Genomic DNA, 25,328 nt, shown 5'->3' on the forward strand with positions numbered 1-25,328 from the left:
AACGGTAAGATATGGCCAACAAAAATAACAGGTAGTATCCATGAATAAACCACAAGCTTGGTATAAACAGTTTTGGCCTTGGTTTCTGATTATTTTGCCGCTGTGTGCCGTATTTGCCAGTGTGAATTTGATGTTGCTCGCAGTCGAAAATAAAGACTCCTTAGTATCGGAAGACTATTACAAAGACGGCAAGGCCATTAACATGGACCTGCGTAAGATTAAACACGCCAAGCAACTTGGCTTGCAGTTTGAGTTGCATCTAACCCAAGATGAACTCACCCTCACCCAGCATGGCGGTGAGCCCTATACAGCTGCGCTCAACGTATCCTTCTATCATCCAACGCTACAAGAGAAAGATTTCGCCGAGGTTGCCACCGCCGACGGTAATCAGGTTTACCATATCGCGCTCAACTCGCCGCTTCAGGGCAGCTGGGAAGTCAGACTGGAAGGGTTTGATGGCACATGGCGCATCCAAAAACGTCTCGAGCTAAAAGATAATCAACAATACTGGTTAAATTAATCTTGTATGGATGCGTTAAACTGCTTTCATTGCGGCGAGCCGGTAACTACCGGCCGCCAATTCGAGACCCTTATCGACAATGTCCCTCAGCCCATGTGTTGCCCCGGATGCCAGGCGGTATCTGCCGCCATCATAGAGGCAGGACTGACCAACTATTATAAGTATCGCACCGAGCCCGGCAGCAAGCAGACGGCGCTGGTGCCCGAAGCCCTCAACGCCTTTTCCGCCTTCGATCTTAAAGAGGTGCAGCAGGACTTTGTCCATCAAGACCTGCATAAAAACAAACAGAGTGCCAGCACCTCTCTAACCATAGATGGCATTACCTGCGCGGCCTGCGCCTGGTTGATCGAACATAAGCTGCAGCATCTCGAAGGCATCAATAAGATAGCGGTCAACACCACCACAGAGCGGGCCCAGGTCAGCTGGGATCCGGAAAAACTCAAGCTGTCAGAGATCCTGGCGCAGATCAGCCGTATCGGCTATCAGGCGGCTCCCTATCAGGTGGATGACGAAGAGATCCAGAGCAAGAAGAACAGTCGTAAATTCCTGCTTAGACTCGGCCTGGCAGGCTTTGCCACCATGCAGGTGATGATGTTTGCCCTAGCGCTCTACTCTGATTACTTTACCGATCTCGACGTGGAGTTCAGGGACTATTTTCGCTGGGTCAGCATGATCTTCGCCGCGCCCGTGGTCTTCTATTCGGCGCAGCCCTTCTATTTTAGCGCCGTGCGCGCCATGTTATCCGGCCGGCTCAACATGGACGTGTCTGTGTCCATCGCCATCTGCGGCGCCTATATCGCTAGCTGTATCGCTACGGTATCTGGCCAGGGCGAAGTCTATTTCGAATCCGTCAGCATGTTTACCTTCTTCCTGCTGTTGGGACGCTATTTCGAGCAAAATGCGCGGCAGAAGGCCTCGATTAGCTCCAATAACCTGCACAAACTGATCCCGCTCACCGCCAACTTGCTCGATGTTGACGGCAACCAGAGCGAGGTTCCCGCCAAGCGTCTCAAGGTTGGCGATCTCATCATGGTTAAACCCGGTGAGGTGATCGCCGCCGATGGCGATATCATCGAGGGCATGAGCAGCGTCAATGAGGCCATGCTTACTGGCGAGCAGATGCCGGTGACCAAGAATATCACCAGCCAGGTGTATGCGGGCACCATCAATGTGGATCATCCGATAAAGGTGCAAGTCACCGCGACCGGGCAAGATCAGCTAGTTGCCGAAATCATTCGTCTACAAGAGGCGGCATCGAACAACAAGCCAAAGGTGGCGCTCTACGTCGATACCATCTCCAACTATTTTACCTGGACCATCTTAGTGGTTGCCGCCCTCACCTATCTGGTGTGGAAGCACTATTGGCCAGAAGATGCCTTTTGGGTCACGCTTTCTGTCTTGGTCGCTACCTGTCCCTGCGCGCTGGCATTGGCGACCCCGACGGCGGTGACCTGCGCTACTGGCCTCTTTACCAGGCTTGGGGTGGTTGCTCGCCGCCCGGGTGTGTTTGAGAAGCTACCCAAAGTCGATCAGGTGGTGTTTGATAAGACGGGTACTCTCACCTGCGGCAGCCTCACCCTACGTGAGACTCAGAAATTTACTCAGCGTTTTAACCAGGATGCCTCTTTCGATGTGCTGGCCATCGCCGCCGCCATGGAGTCGCATTCGATTCATCCCATCGCTAAAGCGTTTTCACCTTATTACCAGACTGGCTATCGCTTGGATGACAGTCAGTATGTCGCCGGCGCGGGCGTGCAGGCTAATGTCAACGGCACTCGCTATTTCCTCGGCAGCGCGGATTTTATCCGCCAAAACACCAATGTAATAACTATCGACGGCCAGCACAGCGTCTATCTCGCCGATAACGATGCGCTACTCGCCGGCTTTACCCTGAGCGATACGGGGCGAGAAGATGCAAAAGCTACTCTGGCAACCCTAAAAGAGATGGGCTTTGCTACCTGTATCGCCAGTGGTGATACCAGTGAACACGTAGAACAAGTTGCCAGAGAAGTGGGTATAGAAAACTTGCACAAAGGCCTCAAGCCTCAAGATAAACTTAAACTTATCAATCAGCTAAAAGATGAGGGCAAGCAGGTCGTTATGTTCGGTGATGGTGTAAACGATGCGCCGGTACTTGCCGGTGCTAACCTTTCGGTAGCCATGGGCAGCGGTGCGGACATCGCCAAAAACAGCGCCGATCTTATCCTGCTCGGCGATCAGCTATCACGCTTTCCTCAAGCAGTTCGCATCGCCAAGATGACCGAGCAGATCATCAGACAAAACCTGATCTGGGCGCTTGGCTATAACCTGCTAATCATTCCTTTAGCGGTAACTGGACACGTGTTACCCTACATTGCCGCCATAGGTATGTCGGCCAGCTCATTAATTGTTGTCGCCAATAGCCTCAGACTACTAAAGGTTCGTTTATGAGTATTATCTATGTCTTGATCCCTATCGCCATGCTGTTCGTGCTGGTTGCCGTAGGCATCTTCTTCTGGGCGGTTAAATCTGAACAATTTGACGATCTCGACAGGCAGAGCGTCTCTATCCTGTTCGATGACGACATCAAACAGAAGCCAAGTGAGTCCAGCGATGAGTCGACGCCGCGTTGATCGACTTTAGCATTACCGGCGCCTTCCTCGTCGGCCTGATGGGCGCAGGCCATTGCATCGGCATGTGTGGTGGCCTGGTGGGCGCCTTCTCCCAGCAGCTCCCAAGAAAGGCCAGCGACAATATCTTGCTGGGTCAGCTGCAGTTTATCCTCAGCTATAACCTGGGCCGCATTCTCAGCTATACCCTGGCAGGCGCGCTAGTAGGCGGTTCAGCCAGCCTGCTCAGTACCCTCTTCAGTATCGATGCTTACCTGATTGGCATGCGTGTATTTGCTGGTGTGATGATGATAGTCACCGGACTCTATATCGCGCAGATCTGGTCTGGAGTGGTGCAGATTGAGCGCGTGGGGAAATTATTGTGGCGATTCATCGGTCCTATTGCGAATAAGTTGTTACCGATAACAGATTTAAAACAAGCCTTTGCGGCAGGTCTACTATGGGGCTGGCTGCCCTGTGGCTTGGTCTATAGCACACTTACCTGGGCGGTCGCGGCAAACTCGGCGCAGCAAGGGGCGATGATCATGGCCGCCTTTGGCCTGGGCACCCTGCCGGCGCTGGTCAGCGTCGGCATCGCTGCACGCTATTTTGCCCAGCTAGTACAGGCACGAAAAGTAAGGCTTATCAGTGGCTTAATCTTAGTAAGCTTTGGCATACACACTTTGTATATTGCATTTGCGCAGCTAGGCTAGCTGTGACTATTAAATTAGTTTAACATAAGCCTAATTGTGAAATTCGAGAGAGATTATGACAGATAATATTAAAAGTCGTCGTTCGGCTGTACCCGGATGCGCCATTCATTGTCATGACTGCAGCATGGGTACTTTGTGTATCCCTTTCACGTTGAATAACAACGAGCTAGATCAGCTTGATGACATTATTGAACGTAAGAAACCGATACAAAAAGGCGAGCAAATTTTTAAGTCTGGCGACTCGTTAAAATCTCTCTATGCGATTCGCTCCGGTACCATCAAGAGCTACACCATTACCGAACAGGGTGATGAGCAGATCACAGGCTTTCACCTGGCCGGTGATGTGATAGGTTTCGATGGCATTCACTCTCAGATCCACCAGAGTTTTGCCCAAGCATTAGAGACCTCTATGGTATGTGAAATTCCTTTCGATACCTTAGACGAACTCTCCGGCACCATGCCTAAGCTCAGACAACAGATCATGCGTCTGATGAGCAACGAGATCCAAAGCGACCAAGAGATGATCTTGCTACTCAGCAAGAAGAACGCCGAGGAGCGTCTAGCGGCATTTATCAGTAATTTGGCCAGCCGTTTCGGCAGCCGTGGTTTCTCGCCCAAAGAGTTCCGTCTCACCATGACACGCGGTGATATTGGTAACTATCTTGGTTTGACTGTTGAAACCATCAGCCGTCTCCTGGGACGCTTCCAAAAAGCAGAATTGATCGAGGTAAAAGGAAAGTACATTACCATCGTCGATTTTGACTCGCTCAACAAGTTAGCCGGTAACAACAAGATAGGACGCTAATTAGCCGATTTTCTGGGCAAATTTGATCTAAAACAAGGCAATTTGCCCTATATCGCTCATTATTTAAGTACCACCTCAGTTAAAGGAAGAATCTATGAAGGACTATCATAAGATCCTTGTTGTAGTGGATCCAACAAGCGACAAGCAATCTGCCCTCGCCAGAGCCGTCGAACTAGCCTCTAAAAACCAAGCGTCAATCACCGTTTTTCTCTCTATTTTCGATTTTTCCTACGAGATGACCTCTATCCTGTCGGGTCATGAACGCGAAGCCATGCGCCAAGGCGTGATTGCCCAGCGCAGAGCCTGGCTGGACGATATCCTCGCCGGTTACAAAGATAGCGGCGTCGCCATCGACAGCGAAGTGATCTGGCACAATCGTCCCTTCGAGAGCATCATCTTACACGCCATCGAAGGCGGCTATGATCTGATCGTTAAAGGCACACACGAACACGACAAACTCAAGTCAGTGATCTTTACCCCGACCGATTGGCACCTGATGCGTAAAGCGCCGGTACCAGTGCTCTTGGTGAAAGAACATGACTGGCCGGTAGCCGGTAAGATCCTGTGCGCCATCAACGTGGCCTCGGAAGATGACGATCATCAAACCCTTAACGGTAAGATCATCGAGCATGCCCTAGATCTAGCCAAGAAATTCGATGCTCAGGTACATCTGGTGAATGGTTACCCTGGTACCCCAGTTAACCTGGCTATTGAGTTGCCTGACTTTGACGCGCACACCTATAGCGAAACCATTCGCATGCAGCATGAGCAGCGTGTCTGTTACCTTGCCAGCAACTATGGTATCTCCAGTGACTTTTGCCACATCAAGGAAGGTCTGCCGGAGGATGTGATCCCTGAGCTTGCCGAGCAACTGGATGCCGAGCTGGTGATCTTAGGTACCGTGGGTCGCACCGGCTTCTCGGCGGCGCTTATCGGTAACACCGCCGAGCATGTGATCGATAGCATCAACTGCGACCTGCTGGCGATTAAGCCCGACGGCTATAAGTCACCGTTAGAAGAGGAATGATCGCCTTAGGCCATCTTCTTTAGCCCCATTTTTTAAGCTATACTACGCGCCCAGAATTTTACGATACTAGGCGCGTTTTTTATTATGTCTGAAGAAAGCCTCTCAAAGAAACAGATAACTCGGCTAAACAAGCTACAAAAGCGCCTTAGGCGCGAAGTCGGTAGTGCCATCGCCGATTACAACATGATTGAAGAGGGCGACACCGTCATGTGCTGTCTTTCCGGCGGCAAAGACAGTTATGCCATGCTCGATATCCTGGTCAATCTGCAGCAGAGAGCGCCGGTTAACTTTAATCTGGTAGCCGTTAACCTGGATCAGAAGCAGCCAGGTTTCCCAGAAGATATTCTGCCGGCTTACTTAGATAGCCTAAAGGTGCCTTACCATATCCTCGAGAAGGACACCTACTCTATCGTTAAAGATAAGATCCCAGAAGGCAAGACCACCTGCTCGCTCTGCAGTCGTCTGCGCCGCGGCACCTTATACGGTTTTGCCCAGAAGATTGGCGCTACTAAGATCGCCCTGGGTCATCACAGAGACGACATCATAGAAACCATGTTCCTCAACATGTTCTACGCCGGCAAGCTCAAGGCGATGCCACCTAAGCTGCTGTCTGATGATGGCGCCAACGTAGTGATCCGTCCCCTCGCTTACAGTCGAGAAAAAGATATCGCCGAATATGCAGAGTTAAAGGCGTTTCCTATCATCCCTTGTAACCTATGTGGCTCACAGGAAAACCTTAAGCGTGCGGCGGTAAAAGAGATGCTCAAGAGCTGGGATAAGCAGTTCCCCGGCCGTATCGAAACCATCTTCACCGCGATGCAAAATACCAGCCCGTCACAGGGCGTCGACCGAGACCAGTTTGATTTCGTCTCTTTGAAGCAAGATCCCGATGCACCGATGAAAGGTGATGTTGCTGAGTCGGACCTGCCGGCATTCGATTTCCTAGACCTTGCCAACAGCGGTCATATCGATCTCGATGCAGCTAAACGCAGCAGTGACCTGCTCAAAATTGATGTGGTGAGCACCTATACGCCGTAGGCGCTTATCTCAGATATAAAAACGCCCTCAGTTGAGGGCATTTTTATTATTCAGTCATCGTGACCAATGAAGCGCTTAGATTAGGAGTTTTTCACCCAAGGACTGACCACCTTAGGCGTCTCGCTAAAACTTATCTTAGTTAGCGCGCTTATTTCATCACTCGCTAAGCGATAGATGCCGTCAACCTGCTGCACTTTACCATCGATCGTCACCTGCGCCTTACCCGCAAACTCAAAGCTAACACCGGCAATATCCTCGGCGAAATATTTCATAGGAAAGCCCTGCATCTGCTTAAGCAACTCATCCATCTGGGTTGCCAGCTCGCTAAGTGCTGACTGGCTGTATTCGCGCGATGGTGATTTGGCGCGGATCTGCATGGCGACACCACAGCGAGTGGCATCATTTTTCATTTGCAGATTGATCAGGGCACGCTCGGACTTTAGGGTCTCATCGAATGGAATATAGAGACGTTGGTCATTGGAGATCGTCAGCGGATAATCGCGTTTCTCTGTGGTGATTGAGCCACTCTCGATAACACAGCCGTTCGCCATAGGGACGGAAAAGGCGATATCGATAAGCGAATAGTTACCTTTGTTCATCTGCTTCATTCTTTGATAGAAGCCCTGATAGTCGAGAGAAATGGGCGTTGCCTGAACAACACTCGTTGCGAGAAGCAGGCAACTACACAGCAGGCCTTTGTTCATGATTTTCCACCAAAAATTGATTGTTATGACGTAGCATATCAAGCAGCTCTTCAACATAAGCTTCCTGACGCTCTGAGTAATTCATTAGGCCGTACACCAACTTCTCGGCACTAACCGGCTGATTCTGCGCTCTTAGATCGGCGCGAATGGCACGCAGCAGCGAATAAGCCGCATTCGAGTTGAGGTTACGCATATAGGAGCCCACCGAATCTTCGACGGTCTTAAAGACGGCCACCTCATGGCTGAGCCCTTCGCTTCGCGATTGCGGCACCAGACCACAGCCCTTCTTAAAACACCATTGGCCGAAGAAGTTCATCCCTTCTCTGGCAAAACGGCTACTGCCCCAACCTGTCTCGTTAGCCGCTTGAATGAGTACTAAGTCTTCGGGAATGGTATCGACCCGCGTTAATAGCTCATCCAGGGACTCCAGGGTAGCTGTGCGCATCGAATACTGATATTTGCTCGCGAGCTGCAAAATACGATAGTCTTCGGCCTCGGACAGGGGCTGTTGGTTAGCTAGGTGAGCGCGAGATTGTTCCAGGAACTTACGTTCATCGCTAATCACCGCATTGTGATGCCTGATGGCCGGGCGCAGGAAATCGAAGAAGGCCTGCTTTTTCATACCGACATCGCCGATCGCCTGAAAATCTGGGATGGCACTAAACTGACTGCGGTTTTTCAAAATCGTCCCCGGCGCTTGGTCTGGCTCGGTTTTGCGCTCAATCAAGAATAACTTTACCGCCAATACCGCCAGCGCAACAATCCCTAGGGATAGTATCAACTTGTTGATGTGACCTGTTCTCAAATGCTTCGCTCTTATTATGAGTTCATGGGCGGCATTATATGTCATCTGCGCGATGAACAAAACCGCTATACCTAGGGGGGGAATTGGTTATAATGACCGGCAGGTAAATGGGGATTCAGGAAGGAAATACCCGAAATGCGCGATTGTGCCATCAATCAATATCAACATGTCGTCGCCATCGGCGGAGGCCACGGACTGGGCCGAGTCTTATCCTCTCTCTCATTTCTCGGCCCCAAACTAACAGGCATAGTGGCGACCACAGATAACGGTGGTTCTACCGGACGACTACGCCAGCAGCAAGACTGCATCGCCTGGGGCGATCTGCGTAATTGCCTGTCCCAACTCGCCAGCCGCCCTTCCGTCGGCTCACTGCTGTTTGAATATCGATTCGGCGGTAATAGTGAACTTGCTAATCACAATCTGGGTAACCTGGTGCTGATGGCGCTTGACGATCTTTGTGTGCGACCGTTAGATGCGGTCAATCTGATCCGCAAACTGCTCAACATTGAGACCAAGGTGATCCCCATGTCGGAGCAGCCTACCCATCTGGTCGCGATTCAGTCGTGTGGCAATCGTATCTTTGGCGAAGTCGAGGTGGACCAGAAGTGTGAAGATCCCATCGCCCTATCGCTGGAACCTATGGTGGATGCCACCCTCGAGGCCTGTGAGGCGGTTCGTCAAGCCGATCTCATCATCTTAGGCCCTGGAAGCTTTTTGACCAGCATCATGCCGCCACTCCTGCTGCCTAAGCTAGCTGAGGCGCTGCATGCCTCTAAGGCGAAAGTGATTCTGATCGACAATCTCACCCAGGAGCCCTCGGCCGCGGCAAACTTCAGCCTGGAAAAACGCCTTGGCTGGTTTAAACAGGTGATGGGCAATAAGGCTGTCGATCATGTGCTTTGTCACGGTGACAGATATCTCACCACAGGCATAGTCACTCACTACCCGCTACGTAGTCGCCACCATCTGGCCCTCCACGACAGAGCGGCGCTGGCAGACGCTTTGTCTCTCATCGTTGAGCCGCAAGCGCTCGACGCACTGGCATAAAAAAACGCCACGTTATTGCTAGCGTGGCGTCTTCATTAATAGTGTTTTACCTATTATGAAGGTTACAGCACCTGGGCGATCGCGCGGCAGATGGTATCCATGTTAGCGCGGGTCATGCCGGCAACGCTGATGCGGCCCGAACCTACGATATAGACACCAAACTCCTCTTTCAGGCGAGCCACCTGCTCTTTATTAAGGCCAGAGAAGCTAAACATGCCGTTTTGCGCCGAGATAAAGCTGAAATCTTGCTCGACACCCTGCTCAGACAATGTCTTAACGAACAGTACGCGCATCTCTGCGATACGCTCGCGCATCTGTGTCAGCTCTTCTTCCCATAACTTGCGAAGCTCAGCGTCACCGAGAATGGTCGCCACAATCAATGCACCATGTGCCGGTGGATTAGAATAGCTGCTGCGTATGGTGCTCTTGATCTGGCTAAAGGCACGCTTGGCCGTCTCTTCATCTTCGGCGACTAAGGTCACGGCGCCGATACGCTCATTATAAAGACCAAAGTTTTTCGAAAATGAGTTAGCCACCAAGAGTTCAGGCACCTTGCTGGCCACCAGACGCAGGCCCTGCGCGTCTTCTTCTACGCCGGCACCGAAACCTTGATAGGCAAAGTCAAACAAAGGAATTAATCCTTTATCGACACAAAGCTGGGCAATCACTTCCCACTGACTGATGTTAAGATCGATACCCGTTGGGTTATGGCAGCAACCGTGCAGCAGGAGTAGATCGCCGCTTTCGGCCTGCTCCAGGCTGGTAAGCATGGCGTCGAAATCGATATCATGACTGGCCGCATCGTAGTATCCATATCGCTTAACGGTTAGACCGGCAGACTGGAAAATGTTGTTGTGGTTTGCCCAGGTTGGGTTGCTCACCCAAATGGTGCGAGAATCGGTATTACGGACAACAAACTCGGCCGCCATTCTAAGCGAACCGGTTCCGCCCGGCGCCTGCGCCGTTACCGCGCGCTTCTCACTCATCACGGCGTGGTCGGCACCAAACAACAAGCCTTGTACCGCCTGGTTATAGGCGATCACACCATCGATACCCAGATAACTCTTGCTGGTTTCGGTTTCCAGTAGCTTTTTCTCGGCTAACTTAACTGACTTAAGTATCGGCGTCTGGCCAGACTCATCTTTATAGATGCCAACACCTAAATTAACCTTATCTGCGCGAGGATCGGCCTTAAAAGCATCGGTAAGACCTAAAATGGGATCTGCGGGGGCCAGTACAACCTGGTTAAATATCATGGTGGTGTTCCTAAACGTCGATATAAGAAGGGGTTCGGGGCTAGTTATACCACTGTCTTATCGCCCTTCAAAGCGGATATTTTTCTATATCAATATTTTTCTTATGCCGCCCTAGCTTTCCTGATTATTAACGAGCAGATCGGTGAAATTTTTATTAAATATTTAGCTAATCTGGCTAGATATAGCACAATCTTTAATATGAGAACTGGATCACATGGACTTCGAGGTTCCTTTATTTAAGACCTTCCCTTTTAAGAACCACCACTCGTTTGAACCTCCGCCAATTTAGCACTGCGTTGCGCTGCCTAAAAACCGTGGATGATACCAAGTTATCACTGTAAAGCTAATGAGCCTCATCATTGAGGCTCATTCTCGCGACAGATTTTCGCACCTGCTTACTAGTGATAGGCTTCGCCTACCTGCACCTTACCGCGAAATACATAATATCCCCATGCCGTGTAGCCTAAGATCACAGGTAAAATAAACAGTACGCCCATCAAAGTGAAGAGTTGGCTTGAAAGCGGTGATGCGGCCTGCCAGAAGTCAACCGATGGCGGAATTATCTTAGGCCAGATACTGGTCATCAGACTAAAATAACCAAGGATGATGAGTAATAGCGTGGCGACAAAGGGTTTGTACGGGTGGCGCTTGCGAAGATGGCTCAGAATTAACCCTAGCGCAATCACAGCAAGCACTTCGACACAGGCGGTAATGATCCAGTTACTGCCATTTAACCAAAGCGCGGCTATTTTGGGGTTCGTCCAGCCTGTCCAGACTGCTACCACAGCGATCATCAAGATCAAGCCATAGGCCAGTGGACGACTATAATGGCGCATCTTACTCTCGAGCATGCCATCGGTTTTCATCAGCAACCAGGTACTCCCCAGCAGCGCATACGTGAGGGTCAGCCCTAACCCACACAGCAAGGGAAATGGCGCGAACCAGTCGAAATCACCACCGGCAAATTGGCGGTCAACCACTGGTATACCGGCCACATAGCTACCAAGAGCGACGCCTTGGAAGAAGGACGCCATAAATGAACCACCTATAAAGGCCTTGTCCCACCAATGACGTGACTTCGCCGATGCCTTAAATCTAAATTCAAATGCGACGCCTCTAAAGATCAGCCCGGCTAACACCAGCACCAGCGGTAGATACAGGGCCTCCAAAATTACTGAATAGGCTAATGGAAACGCGGCAAACAGGGTTGCACCACCAAACACCAACCAGGTTTCGTTACCATCCCACACGGGCGCGACGGTGTTCATCATTACATCCCGCTCTTTCTGATCTTGAATCAAGGGAAAGAGGATCCCCAGGCCTAAGTCAAAGCCATCCAAGATCACATACATTAGCAGGCCAAAGCCGATGAGCACGGCCCAAATTATGGATAAATCTATGCCTTGAATCGTCATATGAAGCTCCTCTATCTAGCCTGGCTTAATGGCAGATTAACAACGTCTTGCGTCTTATCGATCGCTTGAGGGCCCTTGCCCACGAGACGCATCATGTAGGTGATCCCTACGGTAAATACGGAAAAATAGATGACGACAAACAGCGCGAGGCTAATACTCATCTGCAACACATCATGATTGGACGCGGCATCACGGGTTCTCATCATGCCGTATACCACCCAGGGTTGACGGCCAACCTCAGTCGTAAACCAACCAGCCAGCAGCGCAATCAGTCCAGAAGGCCCCATCAACAATATGAAACGGTGAAACGATTTGTTGGTGTACAGTTTACCCTTGCGTCGCAGCCATAACGCCGCCAGCGCAGCGAGAATCATTAGCATGCCCAGACCTGCCATGACACGGAAGCTCCAGAACACTAAGGTCGAGTTGGGCCTGTCTTCCTTTGGAAAGCTCTTCAACGCTGGGATCTGTTTGTATAGGCTGTGAGTCAGAATCAGGCTGCCCAGATAAGGGACTTCAAGACTGAACCGCGTTGCTTCGGCGTCCATATCCGGCACGCCAAACAAGATAAGCGGCGTGGCCTCACCAGGCTTATTGTCCCAATGACCTTCTATCGCCGCGATCTTGGCTGGCTGATATTCGAGTGTATTGAGTCCGTGGGCATCACCGACTAGCGCTTGTAAAGGCGCAACCAGCAAGATCATTCCCATCGCCATCGAGAACATCTTTTTGACTTCCTCACTCTTTCTATCCCGCAGCAAATGCCATGCGGCGGACGCAGCGACAAAGAAGGCCGTGGAAAGGAAAGCTGCCAGTGACATGTGGATCAAACGATAAGGGAACGACGGGTTGAAGATGATTTCAAACCAATCTACAGGCATCACACGGCCATCGACAATCTCAATCCCCTGGGGAGTCTGCATCCAGCTGTTGGATGAGAGAATCCAAAAGGTAGACATCAGGGTGCCGATGGCCACCATGAAGGTAGCGAAGAAATGCATACGGCGACTAACTTTCTGCCAACCAAAAAGCATAACGCCTAAAAAGCCGGCTTCGAGGAAAAAGGCAGTTAACACCTCGTAGGTCAGCAGAGGCCCTGTTACGCTACCTGCAAAATCGGAAAAGCGCGCCCAGTTCATGCCGAACTCATAGGACATGACTATGCCCGAGACCACCCCCATGCCGAAATTGACTGCAAAAATCTTGCACCAGAAGTGATACAGGTTCTTATAAACCTGCTCACCGGTTTTTAGCCAGCGCCATTCGAGCACCGCGAGATAACTCGCAAGTCCTATGGTAATTGCGGGAAAAATGATGTGAAACGACACGGTAAACGCAAACTGCAGGCGCGCCAGGTCGAGTGCTTCTAAGTGAAACATACTTGTATCCTAAAATCTTCGGGACGTTACAGGCCTTGCGGTTAAAACGGTGCTAGGCCCATCGGATAAAACGGAATAACCCGAGTTAGACCGCCTTGGTTGGGATCAGACTGCTTGGTTTGGCCTTCTCCAGCTTGATGGCGACAAACTTAGAGGTTGGCGTAAAGGTGCGATCCCCATAGCTGTCCAGCGGGACCAAGGGATTGGTTTCCGGGTAGTAGGCCGCAGCTTGGCCTTTCGGCATGTCGTAGGCCACGAGTTCGAAGCCTGTGACGCGGCGTTCCAGTCCATCGTCCCACAGGGTAACCAGGTCCACCTTATCGCCCGGTTCAAAGCCGAGGCGTCGTATCTCTTGTTCATTGACAAACACCACGTCTCGCATGCCAAACACGCCGCGATAACGATCGTCCAGGCCGTACAGGGTGGTGTTGTACTGATCGTGTGAGCGTAGGGTCTGTAAAATAAGATCTGGCGATTCTCCCCGCTGAGTAACGTTTTCATTTACCAGCTGTGCGGGCAACTCCGGTGCCGCAAATTGCGCTTTCCCGCTTGGTGTACTCCACTCTCGCCGCGCCGCCGTATTACCAAGATAAAAGCCGCCGGGATGCACTAAACGCTGATTGAAGTCTTCAAAACCAGGGATAGTATCTGAGATCAAGTCGCGAATATTAGCGTAATCGGCAATCGCCCAATCCCAGTCAATCGGAAAGTTACCTAAGGTAGCTTTGGCAATTCCCGCCAGAATCGCCGGCTCTGAGCGCAAATGAGGCGAGCGTGGACTCAACTGACCATAGGAGATGTGTACCATGCTGAAGGTATCTTCTACGGTGACACCTTGAGGACCATCGGCCTGAAGATCGATCTCGGTGCGCCCTAAACAGGGTAAGATCAGCGCGTCACGACCCGTGACTAAATGAGAGCGATTTAGCTTGGTTGATATGTGCACCGTGAGTTCACAGTTGCGCATCGCCTCATGGGTTCGTGGTGTGTCGGGCGTTGCCTGTGCAAAGTTTCCGCCGAGACCGATAAACACCTTAGCGCGTTTCTCCTCCATCGCCTTGATAGCCTGCACCGAGTTGTGACCATGACTTCTGGGTACCTTGAATTGAAAACGTTCTTCCAGCGCATCGAGCAAGAATCCTGGCGGTTTCTCATCGATCCCCATAGTACGGTCGCCCTGCACGTTACTGTGGCCGCGCACTGGCGAGAGGCCCGCCCCCGGCTTCCCCACATTCCCTCGGAGCAGTTGTAGATTGACGACCTCTTGAATGGTAGGCACCGAATGACGATGCTGAGTCAGTCCCATGGCCCAGCACATGATCACACGCTCTGCTCGGCGATACATGCGAGCCAGCACCTCAATTTCCTCTAACGTTAACCCTGATTGATCGATGACCTGCTGCCAGGTGGTGTCATCTACTGCCTGCAGGTAATCCTCAAAGCCAATTGTGTGTTTGGCAATAAACTCGAGATCAAACACCGATTCCTTTCCCTCGGAAAGGGCTTCACGCTCCCATTGCAGTAGAAACTTCGCCATGCCACGAAAAACGGCCATGTCGCCTCCAAGAGCAGGATGGAAGTAGGCGCTGCTGGTAGGTTCAGAGCCATTGCTCAACATCTCCAGAGGATGTTGTGGATGTTGAAAGCGCTCCAATCCACGTTCTTTTAGGGGGTTGAGACAGATCACCTGAGCACCGCGTTTCACTGCTTCTCTTAGGGGCTCCAACATACGAGGATGATTCGTTCCTGGGTTTTGCCCAATGACAAAGATGGCATCGGCCAGTTCCAGATCCTCAAATACCACTGTGCCCTTACCGACGCCCAGAGTATCTGACATGCCGATACCGCTGGCCTCGTGACACATATTGGAACAGTCCGGAAAGTTGTTGGTACCAAACGCCCGAACAAACAGTTGATATAGGTATGCCGCCTCGTTGCTAGCACGTCCAGAGGTGTAAAACTCCGCTTCATCCGGCGATGCCAGCGCATTAAGGTGACTGCCAACCAAGGCAAATGCCTCTTCCCATGAGATCTCTACATAATGATCCGTCATAGCATCGTATCGCATTGGTTGACTTAGCCGACCCTGATATTCCAACCAGTAGTCGGTCTGTTTAGCCAGCTCAGATACACTGTACTTGCGAAAAAAGTTGGAATCGACCAGGCGACTGGTCGCCTCCCAGTTGACGGCTTTCGCGCCGTTCTCACAAAAATTCACCATGGGATTGTCTGGTGATTCACCCCAGGCACACCCAGGACAGTCGAAACCACCGTTCTGGTTAGTCTTCAACATGGCTCTTAGGTTACGAAAGGCATTTTCGCTCCCTAACCAGCTTTTGGTGACAGCCTTGAGTGCGCCCCAACCCGCTGCAGGTCCAGGGTACGCTTTGATATGTTCTTTTTGATTCATGACGACGCTCCTCTCTCGGTATTACAATCAACCTTTTATCAGCCTATCTGTTAATGTGAGCTTCAATAAAAGATGCTGTAAAACATAAAAAACTAAAAAACGAATAAGGTTTTACGACGAGCAGTTAAATATTTTCACTGGTTACCCAGCAACTGCATTACATATTTTTATTGAGGATAATAATTTGCAGCCTGAACGTCTAATTGAATACACTTAATTAATAATAGATGGCATCTATCATTAATGAAATTTCAAATCTTCCAGCAGATATGTGAGTGATTTATATTTTGGTTCATATTGATGTTCTTTGTTTTGTTAGAAGCTTCAATTGAATTTAGATGTTCTTCATTGAAAGGAAACAAAACCTAATAGGCTGTAATTTATTGATTTATTATGCTCCGATTATTGGTCAACAGAAGCTAGGGGCGTGATAGACAGGCTCTATCACGTGATAAAAACAACCAATTTGCAGCCTTTGTTTTTCGATCGTACACTTGATCCAGATCAAAGAAGCTGAGGTTTACCACTAGAGGGGTGAACAAAAAGCGAACAGAGGGGTGAACAAAAAGCGAACAGAGGGTGAGCTTTTCCAACGGTTGCTTTGGATAATTTGACATAAGGACTTTATCCACTAAATGACTGCCAAACTTTATTTTATTACAGAAATTTATTTTTATCTCTCTTGAATTAACCATTTTGAATAATGGGTAAAATAATATGAGCGTGTCAATATTTTTAATTTACTTTGAACGGTGGGATTATGATTATCCATCCTAAGCCTAAATTAACCAGCATTTTATTTTCGCTCAAAGGTTCCATCGCGAAACGTATTGCCAAACGCAGTGTAATGGTAACTGTTTTGGCTTCAATAATTGTAATTGTGGAAGGTTTGTTACCTTCATTATTTTCTCACGTAAATGCGACACCTTTTACTTTGTTAGGTATTTCACTATCCATTTTTATGAGTTTTCGTAACAATGCCTGCTATACACGTTGGTGGGAGGGGCGCAAGGCCTGGGGACAGGTGATCACAGAGGTACGTTCTTTAACTCGCGCCAGCCAAGTCATTGAAGATGAAGATTTGAGAAGGTCGTTACTGAGAGAATTATGCGGGTTTACCCATGCCTTAGCTGCTAGGTTACGCTGTGAAGAGGAATATCAAGCCGCTAAGCCTTGGCTCAGCCAAAGGGTCGATACCTATGGACACAATGTTAGTGATGGTATCTTACGCCACATCAGTGCCGGCTATTCTAAGCTAGCCAAATCCGGTTCGATAAGTGAATGGCGTTATGTAATGCTGGAAGAGCGATTGCAATCGCTGTCTGAGGTCCAGGCGACCTGTGAAAGGATTAAGAATACACCACTGCCTTTTCCTTACACCCTACTCTTCCACCGCACTAACTATATATTTTGTATGTTGTTACCCTTTGCCATGGCAGAGCCCTTGGGTTGGATAGCACCGATTTTTACCACTATTGTTAGCTACACCTTTTTTGGTCTGGATGCCATAGGCGATGAGCTAGAAGATCCCTTCGGCCGAGATGAAAACGATCTCCCCTTAGATGCCTTGATACGTACTATAGAACGTAACGTGTTAGATGCGCTCAAGGTAAAGACTTTGCCACCTAAGTTGCAGCCAGTCGACTATGTACTTAACTAGTCTCCAGCACAGGGAACACCTGAGGAAAAATGATGGACATTAAGCAATTAAAGTATCTTATTGCACTCGACGAAACTCAACACTTCGGCCAGGCCGCAGCCATGTGTCACATTACCCAACCGACACTGTCGATGCGAATTAGAAACCTAGAGGATGAGCTACAGCTGACGCTGATTAGTCGCGGTCAACGATTTGAAGGCTTCACTGAGGCTGGCGAGCGCATTCTTGCTTGGGCACGCAGTGTATTGTCTGCCCATGACGGACTGCAGGCTGAAGCGGCTAACTGTCGCGGTCAGTTAGTGGGGAGTCTTCGTTTTGGCATGGTTCCCCTGGCAAGCCTTAATCCCATGGCCTTGCTGGAACCTCTGTCAAACTGCTATCCCGAGTTAAGTTACCAACTCTGCTCCATTACCTCGGAGCAGGTGATAGACGGCCTTAATCGAAATCAACTTGACCTGGGGGTGTGTTACCTGGATCAAATCGATACGACACATTTTGAGGTCATCGAACTATCGCCTACCACCATGGGGCTGTTGTTCGATAGTCGCCATTTCGATATTGCAGACGCTCAACTCGATTGGCAAAGTCTCAGCCAAATCCCACTCGGCCTCTTGACCAAAGGGATGCATTACCGCCAATCGATAGACATGAGCTTTGCCAGCAAGGGCATATCACCTCATATTCAGCTTGAAAGTGATTCCACCTTTCAATTGCTACAGGCAGTGACGGCCGGACTCTGCTGTGCAATCATGCCACTCAACAGCGGCATGGAAAGCATGAATGAACATCTTCGTATCTTGCCAATCATCGATGCGCAAGTACATTCGCGAATTGGTCTCTTGATGCGTAAATCCGAGCCTCGTTCTGCCCTGGCAGAGCGCTGTTTTGCTAAGGCGCAAGAGATCTTTGCCGCTGACCAACTGTTATCTGAGTAATCGGGGAGATCACTATGCCCTGCACACTTCCCCAACTGAGCGAGATAACAGAGGCCAACTTCTCTCCTCTGTCGCCCAATCAATATTCATACCTTGAGATGAACCCGCAGCAGGCCATGGGTAGAAACCTGTTAGCCAGCGAGACGGCACTCTCTATCAGCTACAACGGCATAAGCCATGCGGTGATGATGGTGACGCCTGGCCATATCGAAGACTTCGTCAAAGGCTTTAGCCTCAGCAGTGGTATCGTGGCGTCGTCGCGGGAAATATATGAGGTGCAATTGAGCATTGGCAAAGATTCACACCATGCGGCGGTCGAAATTTCCAATAGGGCCTTCTGGTCACTAAAGACCCAGCGTCGCCATATGGCTGGTGCCAGCGGTTGCGGCATCTGCGGTGTAGAAGCGTTAGAGCAAGCCCTGCCGCAACTCGTCCCGCTGACACCCACAACACCTCCTGATCCGCAGTTATTTATTGGTTTGCGTGAACGTATTAAAGATGCGCAGATACTCGCACGAGAGAGTGGTGCGCTACACGCGGCCCTTTACGTCAAAGAACTTGGCGACATTAGCTTGTGCCGTGAAGATATTGGACGGCACAATGCGTTAGATAAACTCATAGGTGCCATGGTGACGGCAAAAACTGAACCGCAGCAGGGGTTTGTTGTAATGACGAGCCGTTGCAGCCTTGAGTTGATCCACAAAGCTGTGCGCGCCAAGATAGCCACCTTAGTAACGCTTTCAGCACCAACCGCATTAACAGTAGAATGGGCGCGAAGGCATAATCTCAACCTTGTTCATCTACCCAAGAGGAGTACGCCTCGGCTTTACAGCCCTGCCCCCACGAGAAATAATGTCCTGGCGCTGCATCGTTAGAATCTTCACATTACTGTCATAAGTGTTGTTCGAGAATATCCAAGCTGCCGCCAGTCCTGGCTCAATAGAAGAGTGTTTTCAAAAGCTGATTACAAAAAAAAAGCGAACAACTCAAGAGTCATTCGCCCATTATTCTCTAATCCGATTTTCGATATCGTCCTAGTCCGTTCTCGTCAAGACGCCTATTTGTCTTTAATTCGTTCCTCTATGGATTCCAGTGGCTCTAATGTATATAGAGCACAATTTTATCTGGTCAATGACTGCTCATGCCTGCCGCAAACATCATGGCTCGCATTATCATAGCAACCACGGCGAGCACCAGTACGCTAGCTGTCCAAATCGCCCCCATCCACAGCCACTCATGCATTGTTGAGCCTAACTTATCACTTCTATCTTTTCTCATAGGATCCTCTCGATAACTTCCCGGCTTTTGAGCACTCAAGGTTAACTGGAGCAAATACCTTAAACATGCATAAGGCTTGGCCGAGCAAATATTTATTTCTAATGGCTTTGATCATAATAGTCGGGCCATCGGGGTCAAATCGATTTGCTGAATCCCCTCATCGACCGATTCAATCAAGACTATCATCACCTCTAAATTCTGTGACTCACCAAAATCCGTGAATATAGGTTGCTGTAAAACGACAGAAAAACTGAGAGATTTAGAAAAAGTGACAAGAACAGATAGGCAATTTACGCCAAATTTTGATTGCTTACGTAACAATTACGAGTATTTAATCAGGTAGGCGAAAAACAGGATTTGAGGGATAGCTAGATGTTTTAAAACTATCTGATTTACGTTGCTGAAGGGAAACTTTTAGGAAAGCAATTACCGTAAATTTGGGGCTATTGATTTTGACCCAGGAGGTGGTACCCGAGGACGGACTTGAACCGTCACGCTGTTACCAGCGAGGGATTTTAAATCCCTTGTGTCTACCGATTCCACCACTCGGGCTAAGTGTGTTTTATCGTGATTTACGTTAAAACGAAAAGTGGAGGCGCGACCCGGAGTCGAACCGAGATCGACGGATTTGCAATCCGCAGCATAGCCATTCTGCCATCGCGCCTTTATGTGAAGCGGTTTACGGTTTGACCGTAAATTTGGAGCGACATATCGGGTTCGAACCGATGACCTATACCTTGGCAAGGTATCGCTCTACCAACTGAGCTAATGTCGCATCTGAAACGCTTGCCAGCCAAGTGCCCTATCGAGCTTTCCCCTGACTGCGGAAAGGAATTCTACCGATTTACCTAAAAGTGTCAACGTCTATTTATGGCTTAAACAAGGTTTGTTGCATCAACTGCTGCATTAATCACCTTTGTGACTCTTTGTTAAGCATATTCAACTTCTTATGGATAAAAAAAACGCCCCGGTACTTACCGAGGCGTTTAGATTTATCTAGCGTCTAAGCTTAAGCAGCAGGCAGAGACTGGTAGTTTAGACCAAGCATCTTCTGCATTACGCCAACAACCTGGCAGCTATAACCGAACTCGTTGTCGTACCAAACATAAAGAATGGCGCGGTTACCCTCGGCGATGGTCGCCTGTGAGTCGACAACACCCGCGTAGCGAGAACCAACCAGATCAGAAGAAACGATCTCTGTTGACTCGGTGAAGTCAACTTGGTTTTGCAGCTCAGAACATAGCGCGACGTTACGTAGGTACTCGTTCATGTCTTCTTTGCTGGTTTCACCATTCAGGTTCAGGCTGATAATTGCCATAGACACATTTGGTGTAGGCACGCGAATCGCATTACCGGTTAGCTTACCAGCAAGCACTGGCAGTGCCTTGGCGACAGCCTTGGCCGCACCCGTTTCGGTGATCACCATGTTCAGCGGTGCACTGCGACCACGACGATCGGCCTTGTGGTAGTTATCGATCAGGTTTTGATCGTTAGTGTATGAGTGAATCGTTTCAACGTGACCGTTGACGATGCCATACTTGTCGTTGACCGCCTTCAGCACTGGCGTGATGGCGTTAGTCGTACAACTTGCCGCCGAGACGATTGTGTCTTCATCCAGGATATCGTTTTCGTTAACGCCGTAAACGATGTTCTTAATTGCGCCCTTGGCCGGTGCTGTCAGCAGCACCTTAGAGGCGCCGTTACATCTTAGGTGTAGTCCCAGACCATCTTCATCTTTCCAGATACCTGTGTTATCGACCACCAGCGCATTGTTGATGCCATAACGCGTGTAATCGACTTCATCTGGAGAGTTGGCGTAGATCACCTGAATATAGGTGCCGTTGGCGATGATAGCGTTGTTTTCTTCATCGACCTCTACTGAGCCGTTGAATGGACCGTGTACCGAATCACGACGCAGCAGGCTGGCGCGCTTCTCGAGATCGCCCTTACGACCGCCGCGCAGAACGATAGCGCGAAGACGCAGCTTGTTGCTCACACCCGTTCTTTCAATCAGTAGACGCGCAAGCAGACGACCGATACGGCCGAAACCGTATAGCACTACATCGCGTGCTTCTTGGTTGTCTTCATGATCGATTGCCGAAGCCAGCTCTTGTGACATGTAGGCTTCGATCTGGCTCGCATCCTTATGTTCGCGCCAGTAGTTAACCGCTAATTTACCGATATCAACTTTACATTGCTTCACCGCTAGTTTGCTAAGTGCCTCAACAAACGGGAAACTTTCGCGTAATCTGAGTTTGTCACCCACATGACGACGCACTAAACGGTGTGACTTAATGATCTCGATAGTGGAAGCATTAAGAAGTGGCTTACCGTATAGAACGACTTCTACACCTTGGTTACGATATAACTTACCAAGTAGAGGCTGCATCGCCTCCGCCATTTCGAAACGTTCTTGCCAGCTTTGTAGGTGTTTATCAGCGGTCATTTACAGATCCTTTATCTCACTTTTACTACATTTATTGTAGAAATGATTGAGTAACAAAAAGAAAAGACCAATACTCTATTATTATCGGACGTCAATCCTGTTATTGGTCGGCGCTATTGTAATGAAAAGTGAGCCTGCGATCTAGTAAGATATTTTCTCTAACCGTGTAATTTTATTAGATAAAATCCTAAGGAGACACGCTTTTGAGATTAAATTTTGTAATCATTACACCAATTATGTCTCTTTTGGCGCTTTTCAGCCTGTTTGGCTGTGATAATGCTGCTAATACCGCCACGATTTGTAAAAATAATCCTGAGCTTTGCGACGATCTACATCGTGATAGCTGGTGTCGATATGAGCGAGCCGACCTGATCCAGAAGCGTTATACCCTTAAAAACACCCCCTCACCCACCGGCAAGCAGATTTATCAGCATCTAATCAATCTTGAAAATTACAGTAAATGCATCGAACTGGCCGCTGGCGTGCAGCACATCATGCACCCAGAGCGCACCAACGATAGGGTGCGAGCCTTCGGCATCAGCGCCCAAAACCTGGCGCAGCTGAGAGAGACGACCAAGGACAACCCGGATCTCTATCTCTCTTACTATCACTGGATCCGCCTAAATGACCAGGCGGCCCTGTCTCGCGTGATTAAGGCACAACAGGCTGGCAGCATAAAAGATCTCGAGATACTGGCCAGTCTCGCCTCTTATTACCAAAAGTCGGATCTCGATAAAGCCAAGGCGCTATATCTGCAGCTGTTAGACAGTGCCGATCCGGACAGCTTTAATCCCGACTGGCTATTAGGCCTTGCCAGCATCTACCACCAGCAAAACGATCTGGAAAAAACCTATCTCTTCTCAAAAGCCAACGTATTGATGACGCGCAACACGGCATCCGATGCCAAAATGAACGCCTTAATCAATGGCAACCAGCAACTGGCGCATTTTTTAGATGAACAAGCCGATACCTTAGTGGAACATCTGAAAAACGGTGACTACGCTTCTAGTGAGATCCGCGCTCAGTTAAATACCTCGTCTTAATTGAGCCATTCTCTTTGCTGGCAAAATGTTTGCCACTAGTATTTTTTTTACAGAAATCGGCTCGGTTTTTGTAAAAAATCTGATCTTTGTAAAGAAAACAGCAAATTTGTTAAGCTAACTAGCCAATAAAACCCGATATTGCTTGACGATAGCTGTCAATTTGGTAATTTTACTACCAGATATTTTTATACATTTACCTGAGGGATATGAGATGACTATCCGCGTAGCAATTAACGGCTATGGCCGTATCGGTAGAAACGTACTTCGCGCACTTTATGAAAGCGAAAAGCAGTACCCCATCCAAATCGTTGCCATCAACGACCTGGGTGATGCTTCAATCAACGCTCACCTGACTAAGTACGACTCTGTACATGGTCGCTTCAACGCCAAAGTTGAGCACGACGACGAAGCTATCTACGTCAACGAAGACAAAATCCAAACTTTCTCTGAGCGTGACCCAGCTAAACTGCCTTGGGCCGAGCTTGAAGTCGATGTTGTGTTCGAATGTACCGGTATCTTCACTTCTAAAGAAGCGGTTCAGCCACACCTAAACGCTGGCGCGAAGAAAGTGATCATCTCTGCACCGGGTAAGAACGTTGACGCGACGGTTGTTTACGGCGTAAACAACGATGTGATCACCTCTGACATGACAGTGATCTCTAACGCTTCTTGTACCACTAACTGTCTGGCGCCTTTTGCTAAGCCGCTGAACGACGAGATTGGTATCGAATCGGGTCTGATGACCACTATCCACGCTTACACTAACGATCAGCGTCTATCTGACGTTTATCACACAGACCTACGCCGCGCTCGTGCCGCCGCTATGTCTATGATCCCAACTAAGACCGGTGCTGCTGCAGCCGTTGGTCTAGTGGTACCCGAGCTGGCTGGTAAGTTCGACGGTATGGCAGTACGTGTACCTACAGTAAACGTATCTCTGGTGGATCTCTCTTTCGTTGCCGCGCGCGACACCACAGTTGAAGAGATCAACGCCATCATCGAGAAGGCGGCAAGTGTTGCACCTATGAGTGAAGTGCTGTCGGTAAACAAAGAGCCATTGGTTTCTATCGACTTCAACCACAACCCATTCTCTTCTAACTTCGACGCGACACAGACCCGTGTAAATGGTCGTCTGGTTAAAGTGATGGCATGGTACGACAACGAATGGGGCTTCAGTAACCGTATGCTAGACAACGCAGTTGCGCTGATGACTGCCAAGTAAGCAAAGTTATATTTAAGTTACATTCACAAAAAAGGAGCCTAAATGGCTCCTTTTTTGAATCCGTCTTTCAACTTCTTTTTCTGTTCTGTCGTATGACTTAGCGTTGGTTTTTAATCGCGTTATACAGTGCGCGCCATGGCATCGTCCAAGCTCGCGATCCCCTGCGAAAGATACCCAAGTAGAATGTCTGTCTCTGCAGAGCTAAGATCAGCCGACAGCACATAGCGATAGAGTTCGAGTAATCGACTCTTATAGGAAAGGAGCTGCTTAACACCGATAGCGCCGGGTAAGAAGTAATGCTCCGCCAGGCAATCTGTGACCCGCTGGCAATCGCTCTGAATAAGACGCTTGATAAAATAGGCTCGGCTATTGGCAGCGTGAAGTGCACCGGCCTGCGCCGCTGGAATATGTTTAAGCTGTGCTTGGAGTCTTGGGGTGGCATTTGCTTGCATAGTGAACCTCTTAAGCCTAACACTTATTTCGTTTCACTATTATATTGGCCACAAACTGAACAGTGGCTTACCCGAAATGGATTAATCAGCTTTTAAATCAATTCAGGCACTAAATCTTAAACTAAATCCGCCGGACCTGGCCGTCTATCGCGCGCTATCGTCTCAAATTGCACTAAGCGCATAGCACATAGCACATAGCACATAGCATCAAGCTAGAAGCGTTTGATACGCACCACTTTCATCACTTCAAAATCGAAGCCAGCAACGGTTTCAGTCTCGGGGTAATAGGTCATATTTACCTTGTGTCCCTGTAGGCTGCGGTACTTCTTTGTGCGGCGAAACTTAAAGGGGGCGTCACAACCTTCTATGGTTACCGTATGTTGCACCCATTCATCAATCTCTCTCTGGGTATGGGATAAAATTTTCACGCCCTCTGAATGCACCAGTTTCTGATGTTTATCGAGCATCTTATCTACAACATGTTTCATAGCGGGTAACCTTTATCGATGAGTTCTAACCTGTTTAAAAAAACGACAGTAGAAAATTATAGAACATCTCATCGGCTTTGCGTGTGGTTGAGCTATG

Annotated in this window: 23 protein-coding genes and 3 tRNA genes; 13 read left to right on the forward strand and 13 right to left on the reverse strand. The window is 49.3% G+C overall.

The genetic code is table 11. From position 1 onward, the window contains the following. Positions 1–40: 40 nt before the first annotated feature. The 7 genes from K0I63_RS10245 to ttcA all read left to right on the forward strand — a co-directional run bounded on the left by K0I63_RS10245 (position 41) and on the right by ttcA (position 6,691). Positions 41–520, forward strand: a complete 480-nt coding sequence (locus tag K0I63_RS10245; RefSeq protein ID WP_011865787.1) for a FixH family protein — start codon at positions 41–43, stop codon at positions 518–520. 6 nt (positions 521–526) lie between these two features. Then, on the forward strand, positions 527–2,950 hold the full coding sequence (locus tag K0I63_RS10250; RefSeq protein ID WP_220080973.1) for a heavy metal translocating P-type ATPase: 2,424 nt from the start codon (positions 527–529) through the stop codon (positions 2,948–2,950). Then, on the forward strand, positions 2,947–3,132 hold the full coding sequence (gene ccoS, locus K0I63_RS10255) for a cbb3-type cytochrome oxidase assembly protein CcoS (RefSeq protein ID WP_220042481.1): 186 nt from the start codon (positions 2,947–2,949) through the stop codon (positions 3,130–3,132). The genes K0I63_RS10250 and ccoS overlap by 4 nt, the downstream gene beginning before the upstream one ends. After that, positions 3,129–3,821, forward strand: coding sequence for a sulfite exporter TauE/SafE family protein (locus tag K0I63_RS10260; protein ID WP_220071475.1), 693 nt, complete (start codon positions 3,129–3,131; stop codon positions 3,819–3,821). The genes ccoS and K0I63_RS10260 overlap by 4 nt, the downstream gene beginning before the upstream one ends. Before the next feature lie 55 nt (positions 3,822–3,876). Further along, positions 3,877–4,626, forward strand: coding sequence for an electron transport transcriptional regulator EtrA (etrA, locus tag K0I63_RS10265; RefSeq protein WP_011865791.1), 750 nt, complete (start codon positions 3,877–3,879; stop codon positions 4,624–4,626). A gap of 94 nt (positions 4,627–4,720) precedes the next feature. Beyond that, positions 4,721–5,653, forward strand: a complete 933-nt coding sequence (gene uspE, locus K0I63_RS10270; RefSeq protein WP_144199325.1) for a universal stress protein UspE — start codon at positions 4,721–4,723, stop codon at positions 5,651–5,653. 84 nt (positions 5,654–5,737) lie between these two features. Further along, positions 5,738–6,691: a tRNA 2-thiocytidine(32) synthetase TtcA gene (gene ttcA / locus K0I63_RS10275; protein ID WP_220080974.1), complete on the forward strand. Its 954-nt coding sequence runs from the start codon at positions 5,738–5,740 to the stop codon at positions 6,689–6,691. An 80-nt stretch (positions 6,692–6,771) separates the two neighbouring features. Here the strand turns inward: ttcA and K0I63_RS10280 are convergent, their stop codons facing one another. Next, a complete protein-coding gene (locus tag K0I63_RS10280; RefSeq protein ID WP_220080975.1) occupies positions 6,772–7,395 on the reverse strand; it encodes a DUF2987 domain-containing protein in 624 nt (207 codons plus the stop codon). Next, positions 7,373–8,200 carry a glucosaminidase domain-containing protein gene (locus tag K0I63_RS10285; protein WP_220080976.1) on the reverse strand — a complete coding sequence of 276 codons (828 nt, stop codon included), beginning with the start codon at positions 8,198–8,200 and terminating at the stop codon, positions 7,373–7,375. Before K0I63_RS10285 ends, K0I63_RS10280 begins: the two co-directional genes overlap by 23 nt. 135 nt (positions 8,201–8,335) lie before the next feature. Between K0I63_RS10285 and yvcK the strand changes: the two genes are divergently transcribed. Next, a complete protein-coding gene (gene yvcK / locus K0I63_RS10290) occupies positions 8,336–9,247 on the forward strand; it encodes a uridine diphosphate-N-acetylglucosamine-binding protein YvcK (RefSeq protein WP_220080977.1) in 912 nt (303 codons plus the stop codon). Between the two features lie 62 nt (positions 9,248–9,309). On the opposite strand, the gene K0I63_RS10295 is transcribed toward yvcK, so the two are convergent. From K0I63_RS10295 to K0I63_RS10310, 4 genes are all read right to left on the reverse strand, one after another. Beyond that, the gene (locus tag K0I63_RS10295; RefSeq protein ID WP_220080978.1) at positions 9,310–10,503 is read right to left on the reverse strand and encodes an amino acid aminotransferase; all 1,194 of its coding nucleotides are present in this window, start codon (positions 10,501–10,503) and stop codon (positions 9,310–9,312) included. 398 nt (positions 10,504–10,901) lie between these two features. Next, positions 10,902–11,918, reverse strand: a complete 1,017-nt coding sequence (gene cydB / locus K0I63_RS10300) for a cytochrome d ubiquinol oxidase subunit II (protein ID WP_220080979.1) — start codon at positions 11,916–11,918, stop codon at positions 10,902–10,904. An 11-nt stretch (positions 11,919–11,929) separates the two neighbouring features. Further along, complete coding sequence (locus K0I63_RS10305) at positions 11,930–13,297, reverse strand: cytochrome ubiquinol oxidase subunit I (protein ID WP_220080980.1); 1,368 nt, start codon at positions 13,295–13,297, stop codon at positions 11,930–11,932. A gap of 85 nt (positions 13,298–13,382) precedes the next feature. After that, positions 13,383–15,707 carry an FdhF/YdeP family oxidoreductase gene (locus tag K0I63_RS10310; RefSeq protein WP_220080981.1) on the reverse strand — a complete coding sequence of 775 codons (2,325 nt, stop codon included), beginning with the start codon at positions 15,705–15,707 and terminating at the stop codon, positions 13,383–13,385. 760 nt (positions 15,708–16,467) lie between these two features. On the opposite strand from K0I63_RS10310, the gene K0I63_RS10315 reads away from it, so the two are divergent. The 3 genes from K0I63_RS10315 to fdhD are packed head-to-tail and all read left to right on the forward strand — an operon-like array spanning position 16,468 to position 19,177. Then, positions 16,468–17,367: a bestrophin family protein gene (locus K0I63_RS10315; RefSeq protein WP_220080982.1), complete on the forward strand. Its 900-nt coding sequence runs from the start codon at positions 16,468–16,470 to the stop codon at positions 17,365–17,367. Between the two features lie 29 nt (positions 17,368–17,396). Next, positions 17,397–18,302 carry a LysR family transcriptional regulator gene (locus tag K0I63_RS10320; protein ID WP_258406847.1) on the forward strand — a complete coding sequence of 302 codons (906 nt, stop codon included), beginning with the start codon at positions 17,397–17,399 and terminating at the stop codon, positions 18,300–18,302. A gap of 14 nt (positions 18,303–18,316) precedes the next feature. After that, positions 18,317–19,177, forward strand: coding sequence for a formate dehydrogenase accessory sulfurtransferase FdhD (fdhD, locus tag K0I63_RS10325; RefSeq protein WP_220080983.1), 861 nt, complete (start codon positions 18,317–18,319; stop codon positions 19,175–19,177). A 253-nt stretch (positions 19,178–19,430) separates the two neighbouring features. Here the strand turns inward: fdhD and K0I63_RS20060 are convergent, their stop codons facing one another. The 5 genes from K0I63_RS20060 to K0I63_RS10350 form a co-directional block, all read right to left on the reverse strand. Further along, a complete protein-coding gene (locus K0I63_RS20060) occupies positions 19,431–19,580 on the reverse strand; it encodes a DUF2474 domain-containing protein (protein ID WP_350354940.1) in 150 nt (49 codons plus the stop codon). 465 nt (positions 19,581–20,045) lie between these two features. Continuing rightward, positions 20,046–20,132: transfer RNA gene (locus K0I63_RS10335), tRNA-Leu, on the reverse strand. Between the two features lie 38 nt (positions 20,133–20,170). Beyond that, positions 20,171–20,244 (reverse strand) — tRNA-Cys (locus tag K0I63_RS10340). A gap of 35 nt (positions 20,245–20,279) precedes the next feature. Beyond that, a tRNA-Gly gene (locus K0I63_RS10345) sits at positions 20,280–20,355 on the reverse strand. A gap of 234 nt (positions 20,356–20,589) precedes the next feature. Then, the gene (locus K0I63_RS10350) at positions 20,590–22,026 is read right to left on the reverse strand and encodes a glyceraldehyde-3-phosphate dehydrogenase (protein ID WP_011865798.1); all 1,437 of its coding nucleotides are present in this window, start codon (positions 22,024–22,026) and stop codon (positions 20,590–20,592) included. Positions 22,027–22,262: 236 nt separating this feature from the next. Between K0I63_RS10350 and K0I63_RS10355 the strand changes: the two genes are divergently transcribed. Both K0I63_RS10355 and gap read left to right on the forward strand, forming a co-directional pair. Further along, positions 22,263–23,069 (forward strand): DUF2989 domain-containing protein, encoded by an 807-nt coding sequence (locus tag K0I63_RS10355; RefSeq protein WP_011865799.1) that lies wholly within the window; start codon positions 22,263–22,265, stop codon positions 23,067–23,069. Between the two features lie 211 nt (positions 23,070–23,280). Then, positions 23,281–24,291 (forward strand): type I glyceraldehyde-3-phosphate dehydrogenase, encoded by a 1,011-nt coding sequence (gene gap, locus K0I63_RS10360; RefSeq protein ID WP_144199353.1) that lies wholly within the window; start codon positions 23,281–23,283, stop codon positions 24,289–24,291. A gap of 119 nt (positions 24,292–24,410) precedes the next feature. Here the strand turns inward: gap and K0I63_RS10365 are convergent, their stop codons facing one another. Further along, positions 24,411–24,743, reverse strand: coding sequence for a hypothetical protein (locus tag K0I63_RS10365; protein ID WP_220080984.1), 333 nt, complete (start codon positions 24,741–24,743; stop codon positions 24,411–24,413). A gap of 212 nt (positions 24,744–24,955) precedes the next feature. Continuing rightward, positions 24,956–25,231, reverse strand: coding sequence for a hypothetical protein (locus K0I63_RS10370; RefSeq protein ID WP_011865802.1), 276 nt, complete (start codon positions 25,229–25,231; stop codon positions 24,956–24,958). Between the last annotated feature and the right edge of the window lie 97 nt (positions 25,232–25,328).

Origin of the sequence: Shewanella rhizosphaerae, assembly GCF_019457655.1 — a bacterium.
Lineage (GTDB): Bacteria > Pseudomonadota > Gammaproteobacteria > Enterobacterales > Shewanellaceae > Shewanella > Shewanella loihica.